The sequence below is a fragment of the Streptomyces phaeofaciens genome, assembly GCF_014648915.1.
Taxonomy (GTDB): Bacteria; Actinomycetota; Actinomycetes; order Streptomycetales; family Streptomycetaceae; genus Streptomyces; species Streptomyces phaeofaciens.
Genome location: NZ_BMSA01000007.1, coordinates 23941 through 40806, shown reverse-complemented (window position 1 = coordinate 40806; position 16866 = coordinate 23941). Strand labels below are relative to the sequence as shown.

Here is a 16866-nt window from a genome sequence, read left to right as displayed (position 1 = left end):
GGTTCGCCGCGCCTGCCAGGGGTGTGAGGAGGCGTCAGGGGGCGCACGGCAGACCCGGCGCGCCGGGCGGCACTCTCACCCCTCCCTGACCAGCAGCCCCTCCCGATACGCGATCGCCACCGCCTCCGTCCGGCTCGCCGCGCTCAGCTTGGCGAGGATGTTGGAGACATGGACGCTCGCCGTCTTCCCGCTGATGAACAGCTCCTCACCGATCTGACGGTTGCTGCGCCCGAGCCCGAGCAGCCGCAGTACGTCCTGCTCCCGGGCGGTGAGCGCGAACGACAGGTCCCGGGGCCCCGCCGGCCCGTCCGCGAACCGGCCCCGCCGGATCAGCGCGTCCAGCCGCTCCCGCAGGGGTACGGCTCCCAGCCGTACGGCCGTCTCGCGGGCGGCGCGCGCCTCGCCCGCCGCCTCCTCGCGGCGCCCCTCCGCCAGCAGGGCCTCCGCGTACCGCAGCCGGCAGCGCGCCAGCTCGTACACCTCGCCGTAGCCGAATGCGGCCACCGCCTTCTCCCAGGCCTGCGCGTCCGGACCGCGGGTGGCCCGCGCCACCTCCGCCTCGGCCCGTGCCAGCCAGGCCCGCCCCTCCGGGCCCTGCGGCCCGCCCGTCCTGCCGTGCACGGCCACCGTCCGCGCGGACTCCAGCAGTTCGCCCGCCACGTCCGACCAGCGGCGTACGGCCGGCTCGTCGCCGCCGGTCCGGGCCGTGGCCGCCGCGTCGGCGACCGCCGCCAGCGCCAGCGCGACGAGCCGGACCGTGACGTCCGGAGCCCTGCCCGCCTCGTCCGTGAGGGCCTCGACCGCGGAACGCACCCGGGCCACGGCTTCCTCGGCGTCACCGCGCTGGGCCGCCGCGTCGGTCAGGACGACGGAGGCGACCATCGTCGCCATCCAGTCGAACCGGCCCTCCGCGAGCGCGCGGGCCCGGCCGACGGCCTCCTCCGCCTCACCGCGCGCCAAGGCGACGTACAGTGCGGGGCCCACCACGAACCCGCCCGCCGCGGGCAGGACGGCGAGATCGCCGGCGGCCGTCCGCGCGCACTCGTCCCAGCGGCCCAGCGTGCAGAGCACCAGCAGGTGCAGGTAGCGCATCTCCAGCGGGTACGGCGAGGAGAGCAGCCCCGCGCGGCGGGCGCGGTCCAGGCCCTCGGTCAGCCAGGGCAGGCACTCCTCCAGATCCCCGGCCTCGTAGCAGCCGATCGCCAGCGAGAACAGGGCCCGCATCTCCACCGGGGCGTTGCCCGCGCGCCGGGCGAGCTCATGGGCCTCCTCCAGCAGCGCGCGGGCCTCCGGCGAGCGGCGGCCACCCCCTTCCATGTTGGCCAGCGAGATCAGCAGATCGGCGCGCGCGTCCGCCAGGTCGAGCCGCTCGGCCATGCTCAGGGCCCGGCGGGCGACGCTCAGGGCGGTCGCGTTCTCGCCGACCTGACGAGCCGCCAGGACATGGGTGGCCGCCGCCCACACCCAGGTCGGGGAGGGCGGATCGGCGGGGATCATCGCCAGCGCCTCGCTGCTGTAGGAGAAGGCGGCCGCGAGGCTGTCGACGTAGAGGAGGGTGCCGGCGAGGGTGTAGCGCACCCGGGCGCCGAGTTCGTCGTCGGCGTCCTGGCCGATGCCGGCCAGCGCCGCCCGGGTCAGCGAGACCGCGCGGTGCGACTCACCGGCGTGCGCGGCCGCCGCCGAGGCCCTCAGCATCAGCGTGACCCGGTCGCTGCCCTCGCCCGACGGGCGGGCCGCCGCGTCGACCGCCGCCCACAGGTCCAGGGCCACCTCCAGATGGTGCAGCTCCTCGGCCGGCGCCCCGACGCGCTGCGCGTGGTCGGCGGCCTCCAGCGAGGCGGCCAGCGCCTCCGCCGTGTCATGGCTCTCGCGGTAGTGGTGGGCGCGCTCCGCGGCGGTCTCCGCGCGCCGGCCCCGGCCGGCGAGGAGCCGCGCGAACGTGCCGTGCAGCCGCGACCGTTCACCCGGGAGGAGATCCGCGTACACCGCCTCGCGGGCGAGGGCGTGCCGGAACGCGTAGGTGTCCCCGGCGCCCGGGACGAGCAGCTGCCGGCCGACCGCCTCGCGCAGCGCCGACTCCAGCTCCTCCTCGGCCAGGCCCATCGCGTCCCGCAGCAGGTCGTGCTCCACGCGCCGCCCGGCGACCGCGGCCGTGCGCAGCACCTGCTGGGCGGTCTCGGAGAGCTGCTCGACCCGGATCAGGAGGACGTCGGCCAGCCCGCTCGGCACCCCGCCGGCCTCCGTGTCCGTCGCCGCGAGCAGCTCCTGCGCGTAGAAGGCGTTGCCCTCGGCGCGTTCCACGATGCGGCGCACGGTGGTCTCCGGCAGCGGCCGGGCCTCCAGGGAACGCACCAGGCGGGTCACCTCGGCGTCCTCCAGGGGCCGCAGGTCCAGTCGGTCCACGGCCGGCAGCCGCACCAGCTCGGCGAGGAGCGGCCGCAGCGGATGACGGCGGTGCAGGTCGTCCGCGCGGTAGGAGGCCAGGATCGCCAGCCGGTGCGCGGGAGCGCCGCCCGCGGGCCGTTGCAGCAGGCCCCGGCTGAGCAGGAACCGCAGCAGGTCCCGGGAGGACTGGTCGGCCCAGTGCAGATCCTCCAGGACGAGGAGCAGCGGCGTGGCCCGTGACAGGTCGGCCAGCAGTCCCGCCATCCCCTCGAACAGCGGCAGCCGCCCTCCCGCGTCCCGCTCGGCGTCCGGGCCGGCGCCCAGCAGCCGGTCGACCACCGGATGCGCGGCCAGGACGGGGGCGAACCGCTCGTCGGCGGCGAGCACCCCGAGGATCTCCGTGAACGGCAGGTACGGCAGCCCGATGTCACCGAGGTCCACGCAGTGCCCGGTGAGCACGGTGGTCCCGGCCCGCGCGGCCCGTGCGGCGGCCTCGTCCAGCACGCGTGTCTTGCCCACGCCCGCGTCCCCGGCGACCAGGACGGCCCGCGCTTCTCCCTCCCGGGCGCGCTCCAGCACACCGGAGAGGCGGGCGAGTTCCTCGTCGCGGCCGACGAACGGACTGGCGAACACGGTCTGTGACACGCTTCCATCCTGTCACGTGCCACTGACACCCCGGCCCCGGCGGGCACCGGGGCCGGACCTCGGGGCCTCAGCGGTGCAGCGACCGCGTCCAGTCCTGCGGCACCCGCCCCTTCGGCCCCGGTGCGGGCTGGTCCTCGGGGTGGGCGACCGGCGGCGCCAAGTCCGGTCCCGACTCGTACAGTTCGCCTGTCGAGAAGTCCCAGAACCACTCCTCACCCGGCTCGAAGCTCCGCATGACCGGGTGCCCCGTCGCCTTGTAGTGCGCGGAGGCGTGCTGCGCGGGTGAGGAGTCGCAGCATCCGATGTGACCGCAGGCCGTACAGCGCCGCAGATGGAACCACCAGCCCCCGACCGTGTCGCACTCCACGCAACCGGTGCCGCTGGGCGGGACGCTCGGGTCGATGGCGTCGCTGTCGGTCATACGGGTTCCTCCGCGGGCTCTGACATGGGGTCCTGGTCGGTCTCGGGTTCGGGCGCGGTCAGCGGCAGCAGCACCTGGAAACGGGTGTCGCCCGGCACCGACTCGACGTGCAGGCTGCCGTGGTGCTTGTTGACGATGATCCGCCAGGAGATGTCCAGACCGAGCCCGGTGCCCTCGCCCACCGGCTTGGTGGTGAAGAAGGGATCGAAGATGCGGCCGCGGATGTCCGCCGGGACACCGGGGCCGGTGTCGCGGAACTCCACCAGCAGCCGGTCGCCCTCGCGCGCCGTCCGCACGGTCAGCGTGCCCTCCCCGCCGGCGCTGTTGACGGCGAAGACCGCGTTGTCGACGAGGTTCGTCCACACCTGGTTCAGCTCCGCCGGATACGCCGGCACCGCCGGGAGCGTCCGGTCGTAACTCTTCACGACCTCGATGCGCTGCCCGATCTTCCCGGAGAGCATCAGCAGGGTGCTGTCGAGGAGTTCGTGGACGTCGACGACCCGGTAGGGGGCACGGTCGAGCTGCGAGTACTGCTTGGCGGCGTCGACGAGGTGCGAGATACGGGTGGTGGAGTCCTCGATCTCGAACATCAACAGCTCGGTCTCGACGGTGTAGTTGAGCCAGCCCACCGCGTTGGGCAGCATCTCCGCGTCCACCGCCGCCGCGACCTGCTCCAGCCAGTCGATGTCGAGGCCGGCCTGCACGAAGGTGGGCGCGTACTGCCAGCCCCAGTCCATGCCGTGGTCCTCGAGCCACTCGGTGAGGGCGTCCTCCCGGTCCGAGGCCTCCAGCGGAGTGAGCGCCGGTGCCTTGGCGACCCGCTCGGCGGTGCGCTCCTGGACCTCGATGAGACCCGCCAGCGAGTCCGGGGAGAAGGGGGCTTCGGCGATCAGGCCGAGCTTGTGCCGCATCTTCGCCACCCGCTCGCGCAGCGTGGCCGTCGCCCGCACGGCCGCGGCCGCGGGGTTGTTCAGCTCGTGCGTGAGCCCCGCCGACAACGAGCCCAGGGCGAGCAGCCGTTCCCGCTGTCCGATCGCCCGCTGGGTGTTCTTGGAGCCGAAGAACAGCCCCTCCAGCAGGTGCGCGGCCATCGGGAACCACTCCTGCATGACGGCCGAGAACGACTCGGCGGGCAGCACGAAGAACCGCGTCGGCTCCGTGACCCGCATCGAGTTGTTGTAGACCTGCGGCACCCGGTCGCCGAGATACGCCTGCATGGCCCCCGCGTACACGCCGCGCTGCGAGGTCCGGCTGACCTCCACGTCGTCCCCGCCGACCCGGCGGTACAGCACGACCGTGCCCTCGATCATCACGTAGAAGCAGGTGGCCGGATCACCCTCGGTGTACACCGGCCCGGGCTCGAACCGCTCCACGCGCCCCTCGCTGCACAGCCGTCCCAGCTGCTCGGGGGTGAGCTTCTCGAACAGGAACAGCGCGCTGATCTCGGCCGGGCTGCACGGCATCAGCCGCCCGCTCACGACTGCTCCAGATACCGGTGGACGAGCATCACGGCCATGGCTCCCTCTCCTACGGCGGACGCGACGCGTTTCGCGGACTCGGCGCGCGCGTCGCCCGCCACGAACACGCCGGGAATGCTGGTCTCCAGGTGGTACGGCGGCCGGTCCAGCTCCCAGCCCCCCGGCGGCCGCCCGTCGGGCGTGAGGTCGGGCCCGGCCAGGATGAACCCGCGCTCGTCGCGCAGCACGGTGCCGTCCAGCCAGTCGGTCAGCGGGGCCGCGCCGATGAACACGAACATCCACTGCGCGTCGACGAGTTCGGTCTCCCCGGTCGTCACGTCCCGCAGCGTCAGCTGCTCCAGGTGCCCGACCCCGTGCGCCGCCTCGACGACCGTGCTGGCCCGCACCGAGATGTTGGACGACTCCTCGATCTGCTGGATCAGGTAGTACGACATCGACGCCGCCAGCGACTCCCCGCGCACCAGCAGCGTCACCGACTTGGCGCCCCGCGCCAGGTACATCGCCGCCTGCCCGGCCGAGTTGGCGCCGCCCACGATGTACACGTCGTGCCCCTGGCAGGAGGCCGCCTCGGTGAGCGCGGACCCGTAGAACACCCCGCAGCCGGTCAGGTCGACACAGCCCGGCGCGGTCAGCTGCCGGTAGGACACGCCCGTCGCGAGGATCACGCTGTGCGCGGCCACCGCCGAGCCGTCGGAGAACCGGACGACCCGCGCGGCCCCGTTGGCCTCCAGGGCCGTCACCTCGCGCGCGGTGAGGATCTCGGCGCCGAACTTCGCCGCCTGCCGCCGCGCCCGCTCGGTGAGCTGCCCGCCGGACACCCCGTCGGGGAAGCCGAGGTAGTTCTCGATCCGGGAGCTCTGTCCGGCCTGCCCGCCGGTCGCCGAGCGCTCCACGAGCACCGTGCGCAGGCCCTCGGAGGCGCCGTACACGGCGGCGCCGAGCCCCGCCGGGCCGCCGCCGATGACGACGAGGTCGTAGAAGTCGGCCGTCGGGGTCGTCGCCAGTCCGACCTTCGCGGCCAGCTCCGGCGCGTCCGGCGCGACCAGCGGGGTGCCGTCCGCGGTGATCACCAGAGGCAGCCGCTGCCCCTCGTGGCCGGCCGCGGCGAGCAGCCGCTGCCCCTCGGGTTCGTCGGACGAGTACCAGCGGTACGGCACCTGGTTGCGGGCCAGGAACTCCCGCACGTCGGAGGAACGCGCCGACCAGCGGTGCCCCACCACCTTCGTGGCCGGCACCGGACGGTGGTCGCTGGACCGCCAGGCCTCCAGCAGGTCGTCCAGGACGGGGTAGAGCTTCTCCTCCGGCGGGTCCCAGGGCTTGAGCAGGTAGTGGTCGAGGTCGACCACGTTGATCGCGTCGATCGCCGCGTTCGTGTCCGCGTACGCGGTCAGCAGCACGCGCCGGGCGCCCGGGTAGACGTCCAGCGCCTGCTCCAGGAACTCGATGCCGTTCATCTGCGGCATCCGGTAGTCGGCCAGGATCACGGCCACCGGGTCACCGCGCAGCTTCAGCTCGCGCAGCGCGTCCAGCGCCGACTCGCCGGACTCGGCGCGCACGATCCGGTACGAAGCGCCGTAGCGGCGCCGAAGGTCACGGGCGACGGCACGGGAGACCCCCGGGTCGTCGTCCACGGTCAGGATGACGGTCCGCGCTGTATCGGCGGCCTGTGCCATACGTCTCCACCCCGAGAGCGGTCAGGACTCGCGTCCGGCGAACGGGCGCCGGCTCCGCCCATCGTATGTTCGATCGCCCCGGTTCGCTCAGGGATGCGGGCGACCACGGGGCGGACCGTGCACGGACGGTTCAGGACGGGGCACGGGCGGTCAGGCGGGGCGCGGGAGCGGCCGGGGCCGGCCGGGGCGGGGTCAGGACGGCCGTCGCGCGGCCAGCACGCAGAACTCGTTGCCCTCCGGGTCGGCCAGCGTCACCCACGGCTGCTCGCCCTGGCCGACGTCCGCGTGCCGGGCCCCCAGGGACAGCAGCCGGGACACCTCGGCGGCCTGGTCCTCCGGGCGGAAGTCCAGGTGGAGACGGTTCTTGACCTGCTTGCCCTCCGGGACCCGGACGAAGAGCAGGCCGGGGAGGCGGTCCCGGGACGGCCGGATCTCGTACTCCTCGGGTGCGTCGTCGACCACGACCCAGCCGAGGGCCGCCGCCCACCAGCGTCCCAGCGCCACCGGATCGGCCGCGTCGACGACCACCTGTTCCCATTCCAACGCCATGGCGGTCAGCGTAGTGAAGACTGGCCGGGAACGTAGTGATCACGAACAAGGAGGCAGCGGGATGACGGGCCCGATCACGGCAGGGGTCGACGGGACGGACGAGAGCCTCGCCGCGCTCGCCTGGGCGGCCAGGGAGGCCGTCCGGCGGGACCTGGGGCTGCGGGTGGTGCACGCCTGGCGCTTCCAGCCCGACGCGGCGGCGGACGTCGCGGACCGGCAGGCGCAGGAGGGGTGGGTGCGGGACGCCGTGGAGCGGGCCGTGGCCACCGTCGCCGAGCGGCACCCCGGTCTCGCGGTGACCACCGACGTCGTGGAGGGCCGGCCCGCCGAGACACTGGCCGGGGCCGCGGCGGACGCCGAGATGCTCGTCCTCGGCTCGCGCGGCCACGCGGCGGTCGTCGGGTTCCTGCTGGGCTCCGTCGGCCAGCAGGTGATAGCCGAGACGGCCCGCCCCGTCGTGCTGGTCAGGGCGGGCGACAAGGCGTCCTCGGAGGTCGCCGGGCACGAGATAGTCGTCGGCCAGCAGGGCGAGCCGCAGGACAGCGCCCCCGCGCTGCGGTTCGCCTTCGAGACGGCCGCCGCGCGTGGCGCGACCGTGCGCGCGGTACGGGCCTGGACGCTGCCGCCGGTGTTCGCCTACAGCCCCGCCTCGCTCAAGCTCCTCGACGACGCCGGCGGCCTGGAACCGTACGAGAAGAAGGCGCTCGCCGACGCGCTGCGGCCCTGGCGGGAGCGGTTCCCGCAGGTGCACGTCGTGGAGCACGTGGAGATGGGCAGCGCGGGACAGGTGCTGCTGTCGGTGGCCGGGCGGGCGCAGCTGATGGTGGTGGGCCGCCGCGCCCACCGGACGGCCGTGGGCGCGCGGATCGGCTCCGTGGCGCACGGGGTCCTGCACCACGCGGACTGCCCGGTCGCCGTCGTCCCGCACGACTGACGCCCACGCGGCCCGCTCACTCGGGCACGGTGGGCTCCAGGGTCTCCCGTGCCTTGGGCAGGATGTTCACGATGTAGTCGTCGACCGCCGTGTCGAGGCCGATGTCGTGCTGCGCGCGCTCCGACAGGTACCAGCGGTGCTCCAGCAGTTCATGGTAGATCTCCGCCGCGTCCATGGAGCCGCGCAGGGCGAACGGCACGGAGCGCACGGTGGGCCGGAACACGTCCCGCACCCACCGGTGCGCCAGCACCTCGGGACGGGCCGCGAGGGGGTCGCCCGGCGCGTAGTCCTCCTGGGTCGCCATCCAGCTCTCCAGGTCGTTCAGCAGCCGCCGGGCCTGGTTCTCCTCGGTGTCCAGGCCGGTCAGCCGCAGCAGTTGCCGCTGGTGGTGGCCGGCGTCGACCACCTTCGGCACGAAGGTGACCGTGTCGCCGTTGGAGGAGTGCTCGATCTGCATCTCGGCGACGTCGAAGCCGAGGTCGTTGAGGCGGCGGATCCGGCGCTCGATGTAGTGGTACTTGCCCGCCGGGTACACCGAGGTGCGGGTCAGCTCCTCCCACAGCGCGCCGTAGCGGGCGCAGATCTCCATGCCGAACTCGATCGGGTCCACCGACGGGTGCAGGGCCCCGGACGCCTCCAGGTCGAGCAGCTCGCCGCTGATGTTCACCCGGGCCAGATCGAGGTCGTACTCCCGCTGGCCGGGGCTCAGCTGCGGGTGCAGATCGCCGGTCTCGGCGTCGACGAGATAGGCGGCGTAGGCGCCCGCGTCCCGCCGGAAGAGGGTGTTGGACAGCGAGCAGTCGCCCCAGGCGAACCCGGCGAGATGCAGCCGCACCAGCAGCACCGCGAGGGCGTCCATCAGCCGGTGCATGGTCGCCGGACGCATCGTCGTCTCGAACATCGAGCGGTACGGCATCGAGCCGCCGAGGTGCCGGGTGACCAGCACCGACTCCAGCGGATCGCCGGCGTCGTCGAGCCGGCCGGTGACGACGGCCAGCGGGTCCACGGCGGGGATGCCGATGCGGTCCAGGTCGCGCAGCAGCTCGTACTCGCGCAGCGCGGGCCGCTCCGCCAGTTCCTTGACGGCGATCACCTCGTCGCCGGCCTGCGCGTAGCGCACCACGTGGCGGGAGATGCCGCGCGGCAGCGGGACGAGGACCTCCTCGGGCCACTCCTCCAGGGGCAGGTGCCAGGGCAGCTCCAGCAGGAGTGCCGGGTGCTCCGGGGTGGTGGCGCTGATCTGCAAAGCCATGGCCTGAACATTACGGCCTTGGTCCGCGGCGTCCCGGGGAGCGTTCAGGGGCCGAGACGCCGGGACCGGTGCCGGAAAGAAAGGCCCTAGGGGGCGTCTCGCCGATCATGCCGGGCTCGCGGGGTCCGGTGCCGCGCCTCGCGGCGTTGTCGTCGGTTGCCATGGCTCCGCCATGACGCCCTCCTCCGCCTTGCGATGCACGGCACCGGACCCCGCTCCCTGATCCGGCCTGATCGACGAGACACCCCCTAGCCCGCCGCCTCCTTCGCCCGGTGGGCCGCCTCGCGGACCGAGCCGTGGTGGACCGGGCCGTGGCCGGGCAGGAGGGTGTCCGCGGTCAGGCCGGCGATCACGTCGAGGGACGCCAGTGCGCGGGCGCGTTCGTGGTGGAACATGTCGGGCAGGAGTTGTGGCCCCCGCACCCGCGAGGTCCGGTGGCCGCTCACCAGGGCGTCGCCGGAGACGACGATCCCGGCGTCCGGGAGGTGGAAGACGGCGTGGCCGCTGGTGTGGCCGGGGGTGTGCACGGGGACCGGGCGCCCGGGCAGGTCCAGGGGGCCGTCGGTGACCGGGAAGGCCTCGGGCACGGCGACCGGGTGCTGCTCGGTGCCGCCGGAGCGCAGCACGTGCAGCATCCACGGCACCACGCCGGGACGCCACGCGTTGCGCAGCACCTCCGGGACGCTCACTTGCTGAAGGAACTCCCGCCGGGCGTGCGGCACTTCGGCCTCGTGGAGGTACACGGGGGTGCCGTACGTCGCGCGCAGGTGCTCGGCGGAGCCCAGATGGTCGTTGTGGGCGTGGGTGATCAGGACGGCGGTGACCGCCTCCGGTGACGCGCCCACCGACGCGAGGGAGTCCAGGACCCGCTGCCGGTCTCCCGGGTAGCCGGTGTCGATCAGCGTGACCGCGTCGCCGTCGGTGAGTATCACCCAGTTCGTGTGGGAGCCGTGCACCAGGTAGGTGCCGTCCGCGACCTGCCGTACGTCCGCGCCCATGATCGTCGTCCCGTGTGGTGAGGAGGCTGTCCGACGAGCACAGCAAAGCAGATCATGAGGGGGGCGCCGGCGGCGGGGCCGCGCGCTGGCCGAAGAGGAACCTCGTCACCGGGGTCCGGCGCACCCCGAACTCGTACGCCAGGAGGAGCACCGCGAGCGAGGCCGTCACGATCGCCGCGTACTTGACGGCGATCGGCGCGGACCAGCCGACCACCCCGTAGGCGAAGGCCACGACGACGGGCTGGTGGAGCACGTACAACGGCAGCGCGGCCACCGCGAGATAGCCCAGGACCGGTCCCGGGGACCGGCGGCGGGTGCGGGGCCTCTCCAGCAGTCCGAGGATCGCCAGCACCCAGCACCAGCCCGCCGCCCCGAACAGGGCCCGGGTGAGGACCGCGAGCGCCGACCCGGAGGTGAACGGGTCGTCCCCCGCCATGAAGCCGGGCGCGGTCCCCGCGAACAGCACCAGCCCCAGCACGCCGACGGGCCCGGCCAGCCGGAGGGTGGCGGCGCGGATCCGGGGGTCGTCCGACAGTGCGTACCCATGGAGGAAGAACAGCAGGTAGGCCCAGCGGTTCCAGCCGGCGAACCCCTCTTCCATGCCCAGCAGCGCGTTGATCGCGGCGAGCGGGAGCGCGGGCAGCAGGAGCAGGGCGGGCCGGCGTTCCACGGCGTCGCCCGCCCGCCCGGCACGGGCCGCCAGCGGCCGGGCGACCGGGGCGAGCAGCAGACAGAAGGTGAGGAGCAGCACCACGAACCACAGATGGCCGGTTTCGAACCACTCGCCCTCCAGGACGAACGGGAAGTCGGCCGGGTCCGGGCGGACGTCGAGGAAGCCGAGCCAGAAACGCCCGTACGACTCGTGGTACGCCGGGTCGGCGGCGCGCAGCCGCAGCCACTGCGGGACGGGGACGATCGTCAGTGTCGCGAAGACCAGCGGGACGCCCAGCCGCAGCAGCCGCTCACGGGCGAAGCCGCGCGGGCCGCGCCGGCCGATCGAGTGGCGGGCGCCTAGCCCGGCGACGAGGAACAGCATCGGCATCGCCCACACCACGCCGAGGCCCGCGACGACCGTCACGACGTCGGTCGTGTCGCGGTTCTTCACGTAGAAGTCGTCGTCGGGGGAGAAGACCAGGGCGGAGTGGAAGAAGACCAGGCCGAGGACGACGAGGGCGCGCAGGACGTCCAGTTCGGTACGGCGGGCCGGCTCCGTGGTCACGCGCTCCTCCGGCCCGGCGGAGGTGTCATGCGGCTCAACGTACCTACGCCCGAGGGGCAGGTGAACGGGTACCGTTCCGTCCGTTTTCACCCCGCCCGCGTTCACGGCCCCCGGCCGTCCGTTTCACTGCACCCCGCGCGGCCGGAACTGGATGCTGATGCGCGGTCCGGCGGCGCGGGCCGACTTGGGGACGCAGTGCTCCCAGGTCCGCTGGCAGGAGCCGCCCATCACGATCAGGTCGCCGTGGCCCAGCGGGCGCCGTACCGTCTCCCCGCCGCCCACCGGGCGCAGCAGCAGGTCGCGGGGTGTGCCGACGGAGAGGATGGCGACCATCGTGTCCTCGCGGGCACCCCGGCCGATCCGGTCGCCGTGCCAGGCGACGCTGTCCCGGCCGTCGCGGTAGTGGCAGAGCCCGGCGGTGACGAAGGGCTCGCCCAGCTCGTCGGCGTAGTACGCGGAAAGTGTCGCGCGGGCCTCCTCCAGCACCGGGTGGGGCAGGTTCTCGTCCGCCGCGTAGAACGCCAGCAGGCGCGGTACGTCGACGACGTTGTCGTACATCGCCCGGCGCTCCGCGCGCCAGGGGACCTCGGCCGCCAGGTGTTCGAACAGGGCGTCCGAGCCGCTCAGCCAGCCCGGCCGCACGTCGATCCAGGCGCCGGAGCCGAGTGTGGTCCGGCGGATCCCGTCGAGGGGACCGAGGCGCAGGTCGTCGGTCTGGTCGAAGAGGGAGCCCTGGAGATGGTGCGGATGGTGCGCGGTCATGCGGCCAGCCTACGCCTAATTCGAATATGTGTTCGTTGTCGGCGGCGATCGGTTGTCGCTGGTGATCGTGTGTGCCGTGTGCTTCCGGAGCCTTTCGATACATCGACGTATCGGATACATTCGCGTATCGAACGGAGGTCCGACCATGGCCGTACGGCAGACGACCGGACGCGTCACCCGGCGCCGGGTGCGCACACGGGCCAATCTGCTCGACGCCGCCTTCGCGGTGTTCGCCGCCAAGGGCTTCGGGCGCGTCTCCATCGAGGAGGTCTGCGAGGCCGCCGGCTACAGCCGGGGCGCCTTCTACTCCAACTTCGACAGCCTGGACGAACTGTTCTTCGCGCTCTACCGGGAGCGCGCCGACCTGATCGCCCAGCAGGTCGCCGACGCCCTCGCCGGGGACGGACCCGACCTCGACGTACCGTCCTCCGTGGACCGGGTCACCGAGGTGCTCCTGCTCGACCTCGACTGGCTGCTGGTGAAGACGGACTTCCTGGTGCACGCGGCCCGCGACCCCGCCGTCGCGCACACCCTCCTCGACCACCGGGCCCGGCTGCGCCGCGCGATCGCCGACCGGTTCGCGCGGGCCCGCGGCCACACCGCCCTGCCCGCCGTCCTCGGTGACACCGACTCCGCCGCCCACGCGGTGGTCGCCGCGTACGACGGCGTCACCACCCAACTCCTGCTGGACAAGGACGTGGACAACGCCCGCGCCTGGCTCAAGCAACTGCTCACCGCGCTGCTGACCGACGGCAGCGCCCACCCCGAATGAGAAAGGCAACGGTCGCCATGGACGCGGACGTCATCGTCGTCGGAGCGGGCCTCGCGGGCCTCGTCGCGGCGCACGAACTCACCAGCAGGGGCCGGCGGGTCGCCCTGGTCGACCAGGAGAACGCCGCCAACCTCGGCGGCCAGGCGTTCTGGTCCTTCGGCGGGCTGTTCCTCGTGGACTCCCCGGAGCAGCGCAGGCTCGGCATCAAGGACTCCCTCGACCTCGCCTGGAACGACTGGCAGGGCAGCGCGCAGTTCGACCGTACCGACGACGAGGACTCCTGGGCGGTGCGCTGGGCGCGCGCCTATGTGGAGTGGGCGGCCGGGGAGAAGCGCACCTGGCTCGGCGGGCACGGCATCTCCTTCGTACCGACCGTCGGCTGGGCCGAACGCGGCGACCTGCGCGCCGACGGCCACGGCAACTCCGTACCCCGCTTCCATGTCGCCTGGGGCACGGGCACCGGTGTCGTCGAGCCGTTCGTCCGGTACGCCAAGCAGGCCGCGAAGGACGGGCTGCTGACCTTCTACCACCGGCACCGCGTCGACGCGCTGGTCCTCGACGGCACGGCCGCCCGGGGCGTACGCGGCACGGTCCTGGCCGACGACGACTCCCCGCGCGGCGTCGCCTCCCACCGCGACCCGGCCGGCGACTTCGAGCTGACCGCCCAGGCCGTGATCGTCACCAGCGGCGGCATCGGCGCCAACCACGAGATCGTCCGCCGCTACTGGCCCGAGCGGCTCGGCACCCCACCCGCCGAGATGGTCACCGGCGTTCCCGCCTACGTCGACGGCCGGATGCTCGACATCAGCGCCGAGGCGGGCGCCCGGCTGGTCAACCGCGACCGGATGTGGCACTACACCGAGGGCATCCAGAACTGGGACCCCATCTGGCCCGGCCACGGCATCCGCATCCTGCCCGGCCCGTCCTCCCTGTGGTTCGACGCGCTCGGCCGGCGGCTGCCCGACCCGTGCCTGCCCGGGTACGACACCCTCAACACGCTCAAGCACCTGCGCACCACCGAGGACATCGCCGGGTACGACCACTCCTGGTTCGTGCTCAGCCAGAAGATCGTCGAGAAGGAGTTCGCGCTGTCGGGCTCCGAGCAGAACCCCGACATCACCGCCAAGGACCGCCGGGCGGTGCTGCGCGACCGGATCCTCGGCAAGGGCGCCCCCGCGCCCGTGCAGGCCTTCCTCGACCACGGTGCCGACTTCGTCGTCGCCGACACCCTCGACCGGCTCGTCGAGAAGATGAACGCGCTCACCGAGAAGCCGCTGCTCGACGTGGACGCACTGCGCCGGCAGATCCGGGCCCGGGACCTCCAGATGGAGAACCCGTACAGCAAGGACGCCCAGGTGCAGGGCATCCGCAACGCCCGCCGCTACATCGGTGACCGCCTCGGCCGGGTCGCCACCCCGCACCGGATCCTGGACCCCCAGGCGGGGCCGCTCATCGCCGTCAAGCTGCACGTCCTCACCCGCAAGACGCTCGGCGGCATCCAGACCGACCTCGACTCGCGTGCCATCGGCACCGACGGCCGGCCGGTCGAGGGCCTGTACGCGGCGGGCGAGGTCGCCGGCTTCGGCGGCGGCGGGGTCCACGGCTACAACGCCCTCGAAGGCACCTTCCTCGGCGGCTGCCTCTTCTCCGGCCGGGCGGCGGGCCGGGCGGCGGCCGCGCAGACGGGCTGAACCGCCCCGCCCCGGGAGCGCGCCACGCCGCCCGCTCCCGGGCTCCGGCGGCCGGTCCGGCGTACGGCCCGCGCGGCTTCCGGGCTCCGGCGGCCGGTCCTGGCGGGCCTCAGTCCAGCAGGCGGGCCAGGACGGCCGCGTGGCTCACCTCGGGGGCCTTCGCGGCCGTCACCAGCGTCACCGCTCCGGCTCGGGCCAACGACCGGAGGTGGTCGAGGAGTTCGGCCGCCTGCGGGGCGGCCAGCTCCGCCTCGTACCGGCGGGCGAACTCCTCGTACGACCCCTCGCCGGCGTGGTACCAGCGGCGCAGTTCGTTCGACGGGGTCATGCCCTTCGGCCACTCGTCGACCCGCGCCGCCTCCTTGGACACGCCGCGCGGCCACAGCCGGTCGACCAGGACCCGTACCCCGTCGGCGGACTCGGGCGGTTCGTAGACGCGACGCACGCGGACACTCACGGGCGGGCCCTCCTCCGGGCGTGGGTGGTGTCGAGCCTAGCCTCGTGACGGCGTACGCCGCCGCGTGGCTTGACCTGAACGAGGGGGATTCCACGGGGCCCTGTGCCAGTGTGAGGACGTTCGATCACACGCCACCCCCCCCGCAAGGAGCGCACGTGACGCACCCCCGCAGACGCCCCGTCCTCCTCGACCGCCGTGCCGTCGCCGTCACCGTGCCCGTCGCCGTGGCGGCCCTGCTCACGATGGCCGGGCCCGCCACGGCGGCCGGTTCGGTGGGCGCCCCCGGCGTCGGCGACCCCTACTTCCCGCTGGCCGGCAACGGCGGCTACCACGTGTCCCACTACGGCCTGACCCTGCGTTACGACCCGGGCACCGGCCACCTCGACGGCAAGGCGGTCATCACCGCCCGCGCCACCCAGGGCCTGTCCCGCTTCGACCTCGACCTCACCGGCCTCAAGGTCACCGGCCTGACGGTCGACCACCTCGAGGCCGCGCACCGGCGGGACGGCCAGGAACTCGTCGTCACCCCCGCCCGCCCGCTGCGCAAGGGCCAGCACTTCCGGGTCACGGTCACCTACAGCGGCAAGCCGGGCCCGGTCACCGACCCCGACGGCTCCCTCGACGGATGGATCCCCACCGACGACGGCGCCTTCGTGGCCGGGGAACCGCAGGGCGCCATGACCTGGTTCCCCGCCAGCAACCACCCGCTGGACAAGTCCGCCTACGACTTCACCGTCACCGTCCCCGAGGGCCGCACCGCTGTCGCCAACGGCGTCCTGCTCGGACAGCGCACCAAGGACGGCAGGACCACCTTCCGCTGGCGCCAGACCGAACCCATGGCCGCGTACCTCGCCACCGCCACCGTAGGAAAGTTCCAGGTCAAGCAGTACACGACCCGCGACGGCACCAAGGTGTACGACGCCGTCGACCCGCGCGAGGCCACGGCCGCCGCACCCGTCCTGAAGAAGCTGCCGTCCGTACTGGAGTGGGGGAGCAGGCTGTTCGGTCCGTACCCGTACCGCGCGGCCGGATCCATCGTCGACCACGCGCCGGACGTGGGGTACGCCCTGGAGACCCAGACCCGGCCCGTCTACGACAGGGCTCCCGACGTGAGCACGCTCGTCCACGAGAGCGCCCACCAGTGGTTCGGCGACTCCGTCTCCCTCACCTCGTGGAAGGACATCTGGCTCAACGAGGGCTTCGCCACCTACGCCGAGTGGCTCTACGCCGAGCAGCACGGCGGCGAGAGTGCCCAGCAGACCTTCGACGCGCTGTACGCCACCCCCGCGGACGACCCCCTGTGGGAGTTCCCGCCCGGCGACCCCGGCAGCGGCGCCAACATCTTCGCCACCCCCGTCTACGCCCGCGGCGCCATGACCCTCCAGGTCCTGCGCAACGCCGTCGGCGACCGCGTCTTCTCCCGCGTCCTGCGCGCCTGGGCCGACGAGCACCGCTACGGCCACGGCACCACCGCCCAGTTCGAGCGCCTCGCGGAGCGTGAGTCGGGGAAGGATCTCACGGCGCTGTTCCGGACCTGGCTGTACACCCCGGGCAAGCCCGCGACGCCATGACCGCCGAAAGCGCGTGCGAAACCTGACGAGTTCCACACACCTGTCGGTCATGGTCGACC

At 73.4% G+C, this 16866-nt stretch carries 14 protein-coding genes; 4 read left to right on the top strand and 10 right to left on the bottom strand.

Annotated elements, in window-relative coordinates:
- Nucleotides 1–75: 75 nt before the first annotated feature.
- From IE275_RS14590 to IE275_RS14570, 5 genes are all read right to left on the bottom strand, one after another.
- Nucleotides 76–3030 carry a helix-turn-helix transcriptional regulator gene (locus IE275_RS14590; RefSeq protein ID WP_189711676.1) on the bottom strand — a complete coding sequence of 985 codons (2955 nt, stop codon included), beginning with the start codon at nt 3028–3030 and terminating at the stop codon, nt 76–78.
- 67 nt (nt 3031–3097) lie between these two features.
- Nucleotides 3098–3451, bottom strand: coding sequence for a UBP-type zinc finger domain-containing protein (locus IE275_RS14585; protein WP_189711674.1), 354 nt, complete (start codon nt 3449–3451; stop codon nt 3098–3100).
- Nucleotides 3448–4914: an ATP-binding protein gene (locus tag IE275_RS14580; protein WP_373299230.1), complete on the bottom strand. Its 1467-nt coding sequence runs from the start codon at nt 4912–4914 to the stop codon at nt 3448–3450. The genes IE275_RS14585 and IE275_RS14580 overlap by 4 nt, the downstream gene beginning before the upstream one ends.
- An 11-nt stretch (nt 4915–4925) precedes the next feature.
- Complete coding sequence (locus IE275_RS14575) at nt 4926–6602, bottom strand: NAD(P)/FAD-dependent oxidoreductase (protein WP_189711669.1); 1677 nt, start codon at nt 6600–6602, stop codon at nt 4926–4928.
- 192 nt (nt 6603–6794) lie between these two features.
- Nucleotides 6795–7151 carry a VOC family protein gene (locus IE275_RS14570; protein ID WP_189711667.1) on the bottom strand — a complete coding sequence of 119 codons (357 nt, stop codon included), beginning with the start codon at nt 7149–7151 and terminating at the stop codon, nt 6795–6797.
- 61 nt (nt 7152–7212) lie between these two features.
- Between IE275_RS14570 and IE275_RS14565 the strand changes: the two genes are divergently transcribed.
- On the top strand, nt 7213–8085 hold the full coding sequence (locus IE275_RS14565) for a universal stress protein (protein ID WP_189711665.1): 873 nt from the start codon (nt 7213–7215) through the stop codon (nt 8083–8085).
- A 16-nt stretch (nt 8086–8101) separates the two neighbouring features.
- Here IE275_RS14565 and IE275_RS14560 read toward each other — a convergent pair whose 3' ends face one another.
- The 4 genes from IE275_RS14560 to IE275_RS14545 all read right to left on the bottom strand — a co-directional run bounded on the left by IE275_RS14560 (nt 8102) and on the right by IE275_RS14545 (nt 12316).
- Nucleotides 8102–9337: a DUF4032 domain-containing protein gene (locus IE275_RS14560; protein ID WP_189711663.1), complete on the bottom strand. Its 1236-nt coding sequence runs from the start codon at nt 9335–9337 to the stop codon at nt 8102–8104.
- Nucleotides 9338–9585: 248 nt separating this feature from the next.
- The gene (locus tag IE275_RS14555; protein WP_189711662.1) at nt 9586–10335 is read right to left on the bottom strand and encodes an MBL fold metallo-hydrolase; all 750 of its coding nucleotides are present in this window, start codon (nt 10333–10335) and stop codon (nt 9586–9588) included.
- A 52-nt stretch (nt 10336–10387) separates the two neighbouring features.
- Nucleotides 10388–11554 (bottom strand): acyltransferase family protein, encoded by a 1167-nt coding sequence (locus IE275_RS14550; RefSeq protein WP_189711660.1) that lies wholly within the window; start codon nt 11552–11554, stop codon nt 10388–10390.
- A gap of 123 nt (nt 11555–11677) precedes the next feature.
- The gene (locus IE275_RS14545; protein WP_189711658.1) at nt 11678–12316 is read right to left on the bottom strand and encodes an alpha-ketoglutarate-dependent dioxygenase AlkB; all 639 of its coding nucleotides are present in this window, start codon (nt 12314–12316) and stop codon (nt 11678–11680) included.
- Between the two features lie 145 nt (nt 12317–12461).
- On the opposite strand from IE275_RS14545, the gene IE275_RS14540 reads away from it, so the two are divergent.
- Nucleotides 12462–13088, top strand: coding sequence for a TetR/AcrR family transcriptional regulator (locus tag IE275_RS14540; protein ID WP_189711656.1), 627 nt, complete (start codon nt 12462–12464; stop codon nt 13086–13088).
- Nucleotides 13089–13105: 17 nt separating this feature from the next.
- Nucleotides 13106–14779, top strand: a complete 1674-nt coding sequence (locus tag IE275_RS14535) for an FAD-binding dehydrogenase (protein WP_189711881.1) — start codon at nt 13106–13108, stop codon at nt 14777–14779.
- A 109-nt stretch (nt 14780–14888) separates the two neighbouring features.
- Here the strand turns inward: IE275_RS14535 and IE275_RS14530 are convergent, their stop codons facing one another.
- Nucleotides 14889–15236 (bottom strand): DUF488 domain-containing protein, encoded by a 348-nt coding sequence (locus IE275_RS14530; RefSeq protein WP_189711653.1) that lies wholly within the window; start codon nt 15234–15236, stop codon nt 14889–14891.
- A gap of 155 nt (nt 15237–15391) precedes the next feature.
- Here IE275_RS14530 and IE275_RS14525 point away from each other — a divergent pair, with 155 nt between their 5' ends.
- A complete protein-coding gene (locus IE275_RS14525) occupies nt 15392–16807 on the top strand; it encodes a M1 family metallopeptidase (RefSeq protein WP_189711651.1) in 1416 nt (471 codons plus the stop codon).
- The last annotated feature ends 59 nt before the right edge of the window (nt 16808–16866 follow it).

Excerpts from the sequence above, each read along its gene's own strand:
- IE275_RS14585 (WP_189711674.1), bottom strand. The coding sequence starts at position 3,451 with ATGACCGACAGCGACGCCATCGACCCGAGCGTCCCGCCCAGCGGCACC.
- IE275_RS14580 (WP_373299230.1), bottom strand. The coding sequence starts at position 4,914 with ATGCCGTGCAGCCCGGCCGAGATCAGCGCGCTGTTCCTGTTCGAGAAG.
- IE275_RS14575 (WP_189711669.1), bottom strand. The coding sequence starts at position 6,602 with ATGGCACAGGCCGCCGATACAGCGCGGACCGTCATCCTGACCGTGGAC.
- IE275_RS14570 (WP_189711667.1), bottom strand. The coding sequence starts at position 7,151 with ATGGCGTTGGAATGGGAACAGGTGGTCGTCGACGCGGCCGATCCGGTG.
- IE275_RS14565 (WP_189711665.1), top strand. The coding sequence starts at position 7,213 with ATGACGGGCCCGATCACGGCAGGGGTCGACGGGACGGACGAGAGCCTC.
- IE275_RS14560 (WP_189711663.1), bottom strand. The coding sequence starts at position 9,337 with ATGGCTTTGCAGATCAGCGCCACCACCCCGGAGCACCCGGCACTCCTG.
- IE275_RS14555 (WP_189711662.1), bottom strand. The coding sequence starts at position 10,335 with ATGGGCGCGGACGTACGGCAGGTCGCGGACGGCACCTACCTGGTGCAC.
- IE275_RS14545 (WP_189711658.1), bottom strand. The coding sequence starts at position 12,316 with ATGACCGCGCACCATCCGCACCATCTCCAGGGCTCCCTCTTCGACCAG.
- IE275_RS14540 (WP_189711656.1), top strand. The coding sequence starts at position 12,462 with ATGGCCGTACGGCAGACGACCGGACGCGTCACCCGGCGCCGGGTGCGC.
- IE275_RS14535 (WP_189711881.1), top strand. The coding sequence starts at position 13,106 with ATGGACGCGGACGTCATCGTCGTCGGAGCGGGCCTCGCGGGCCTCGTC.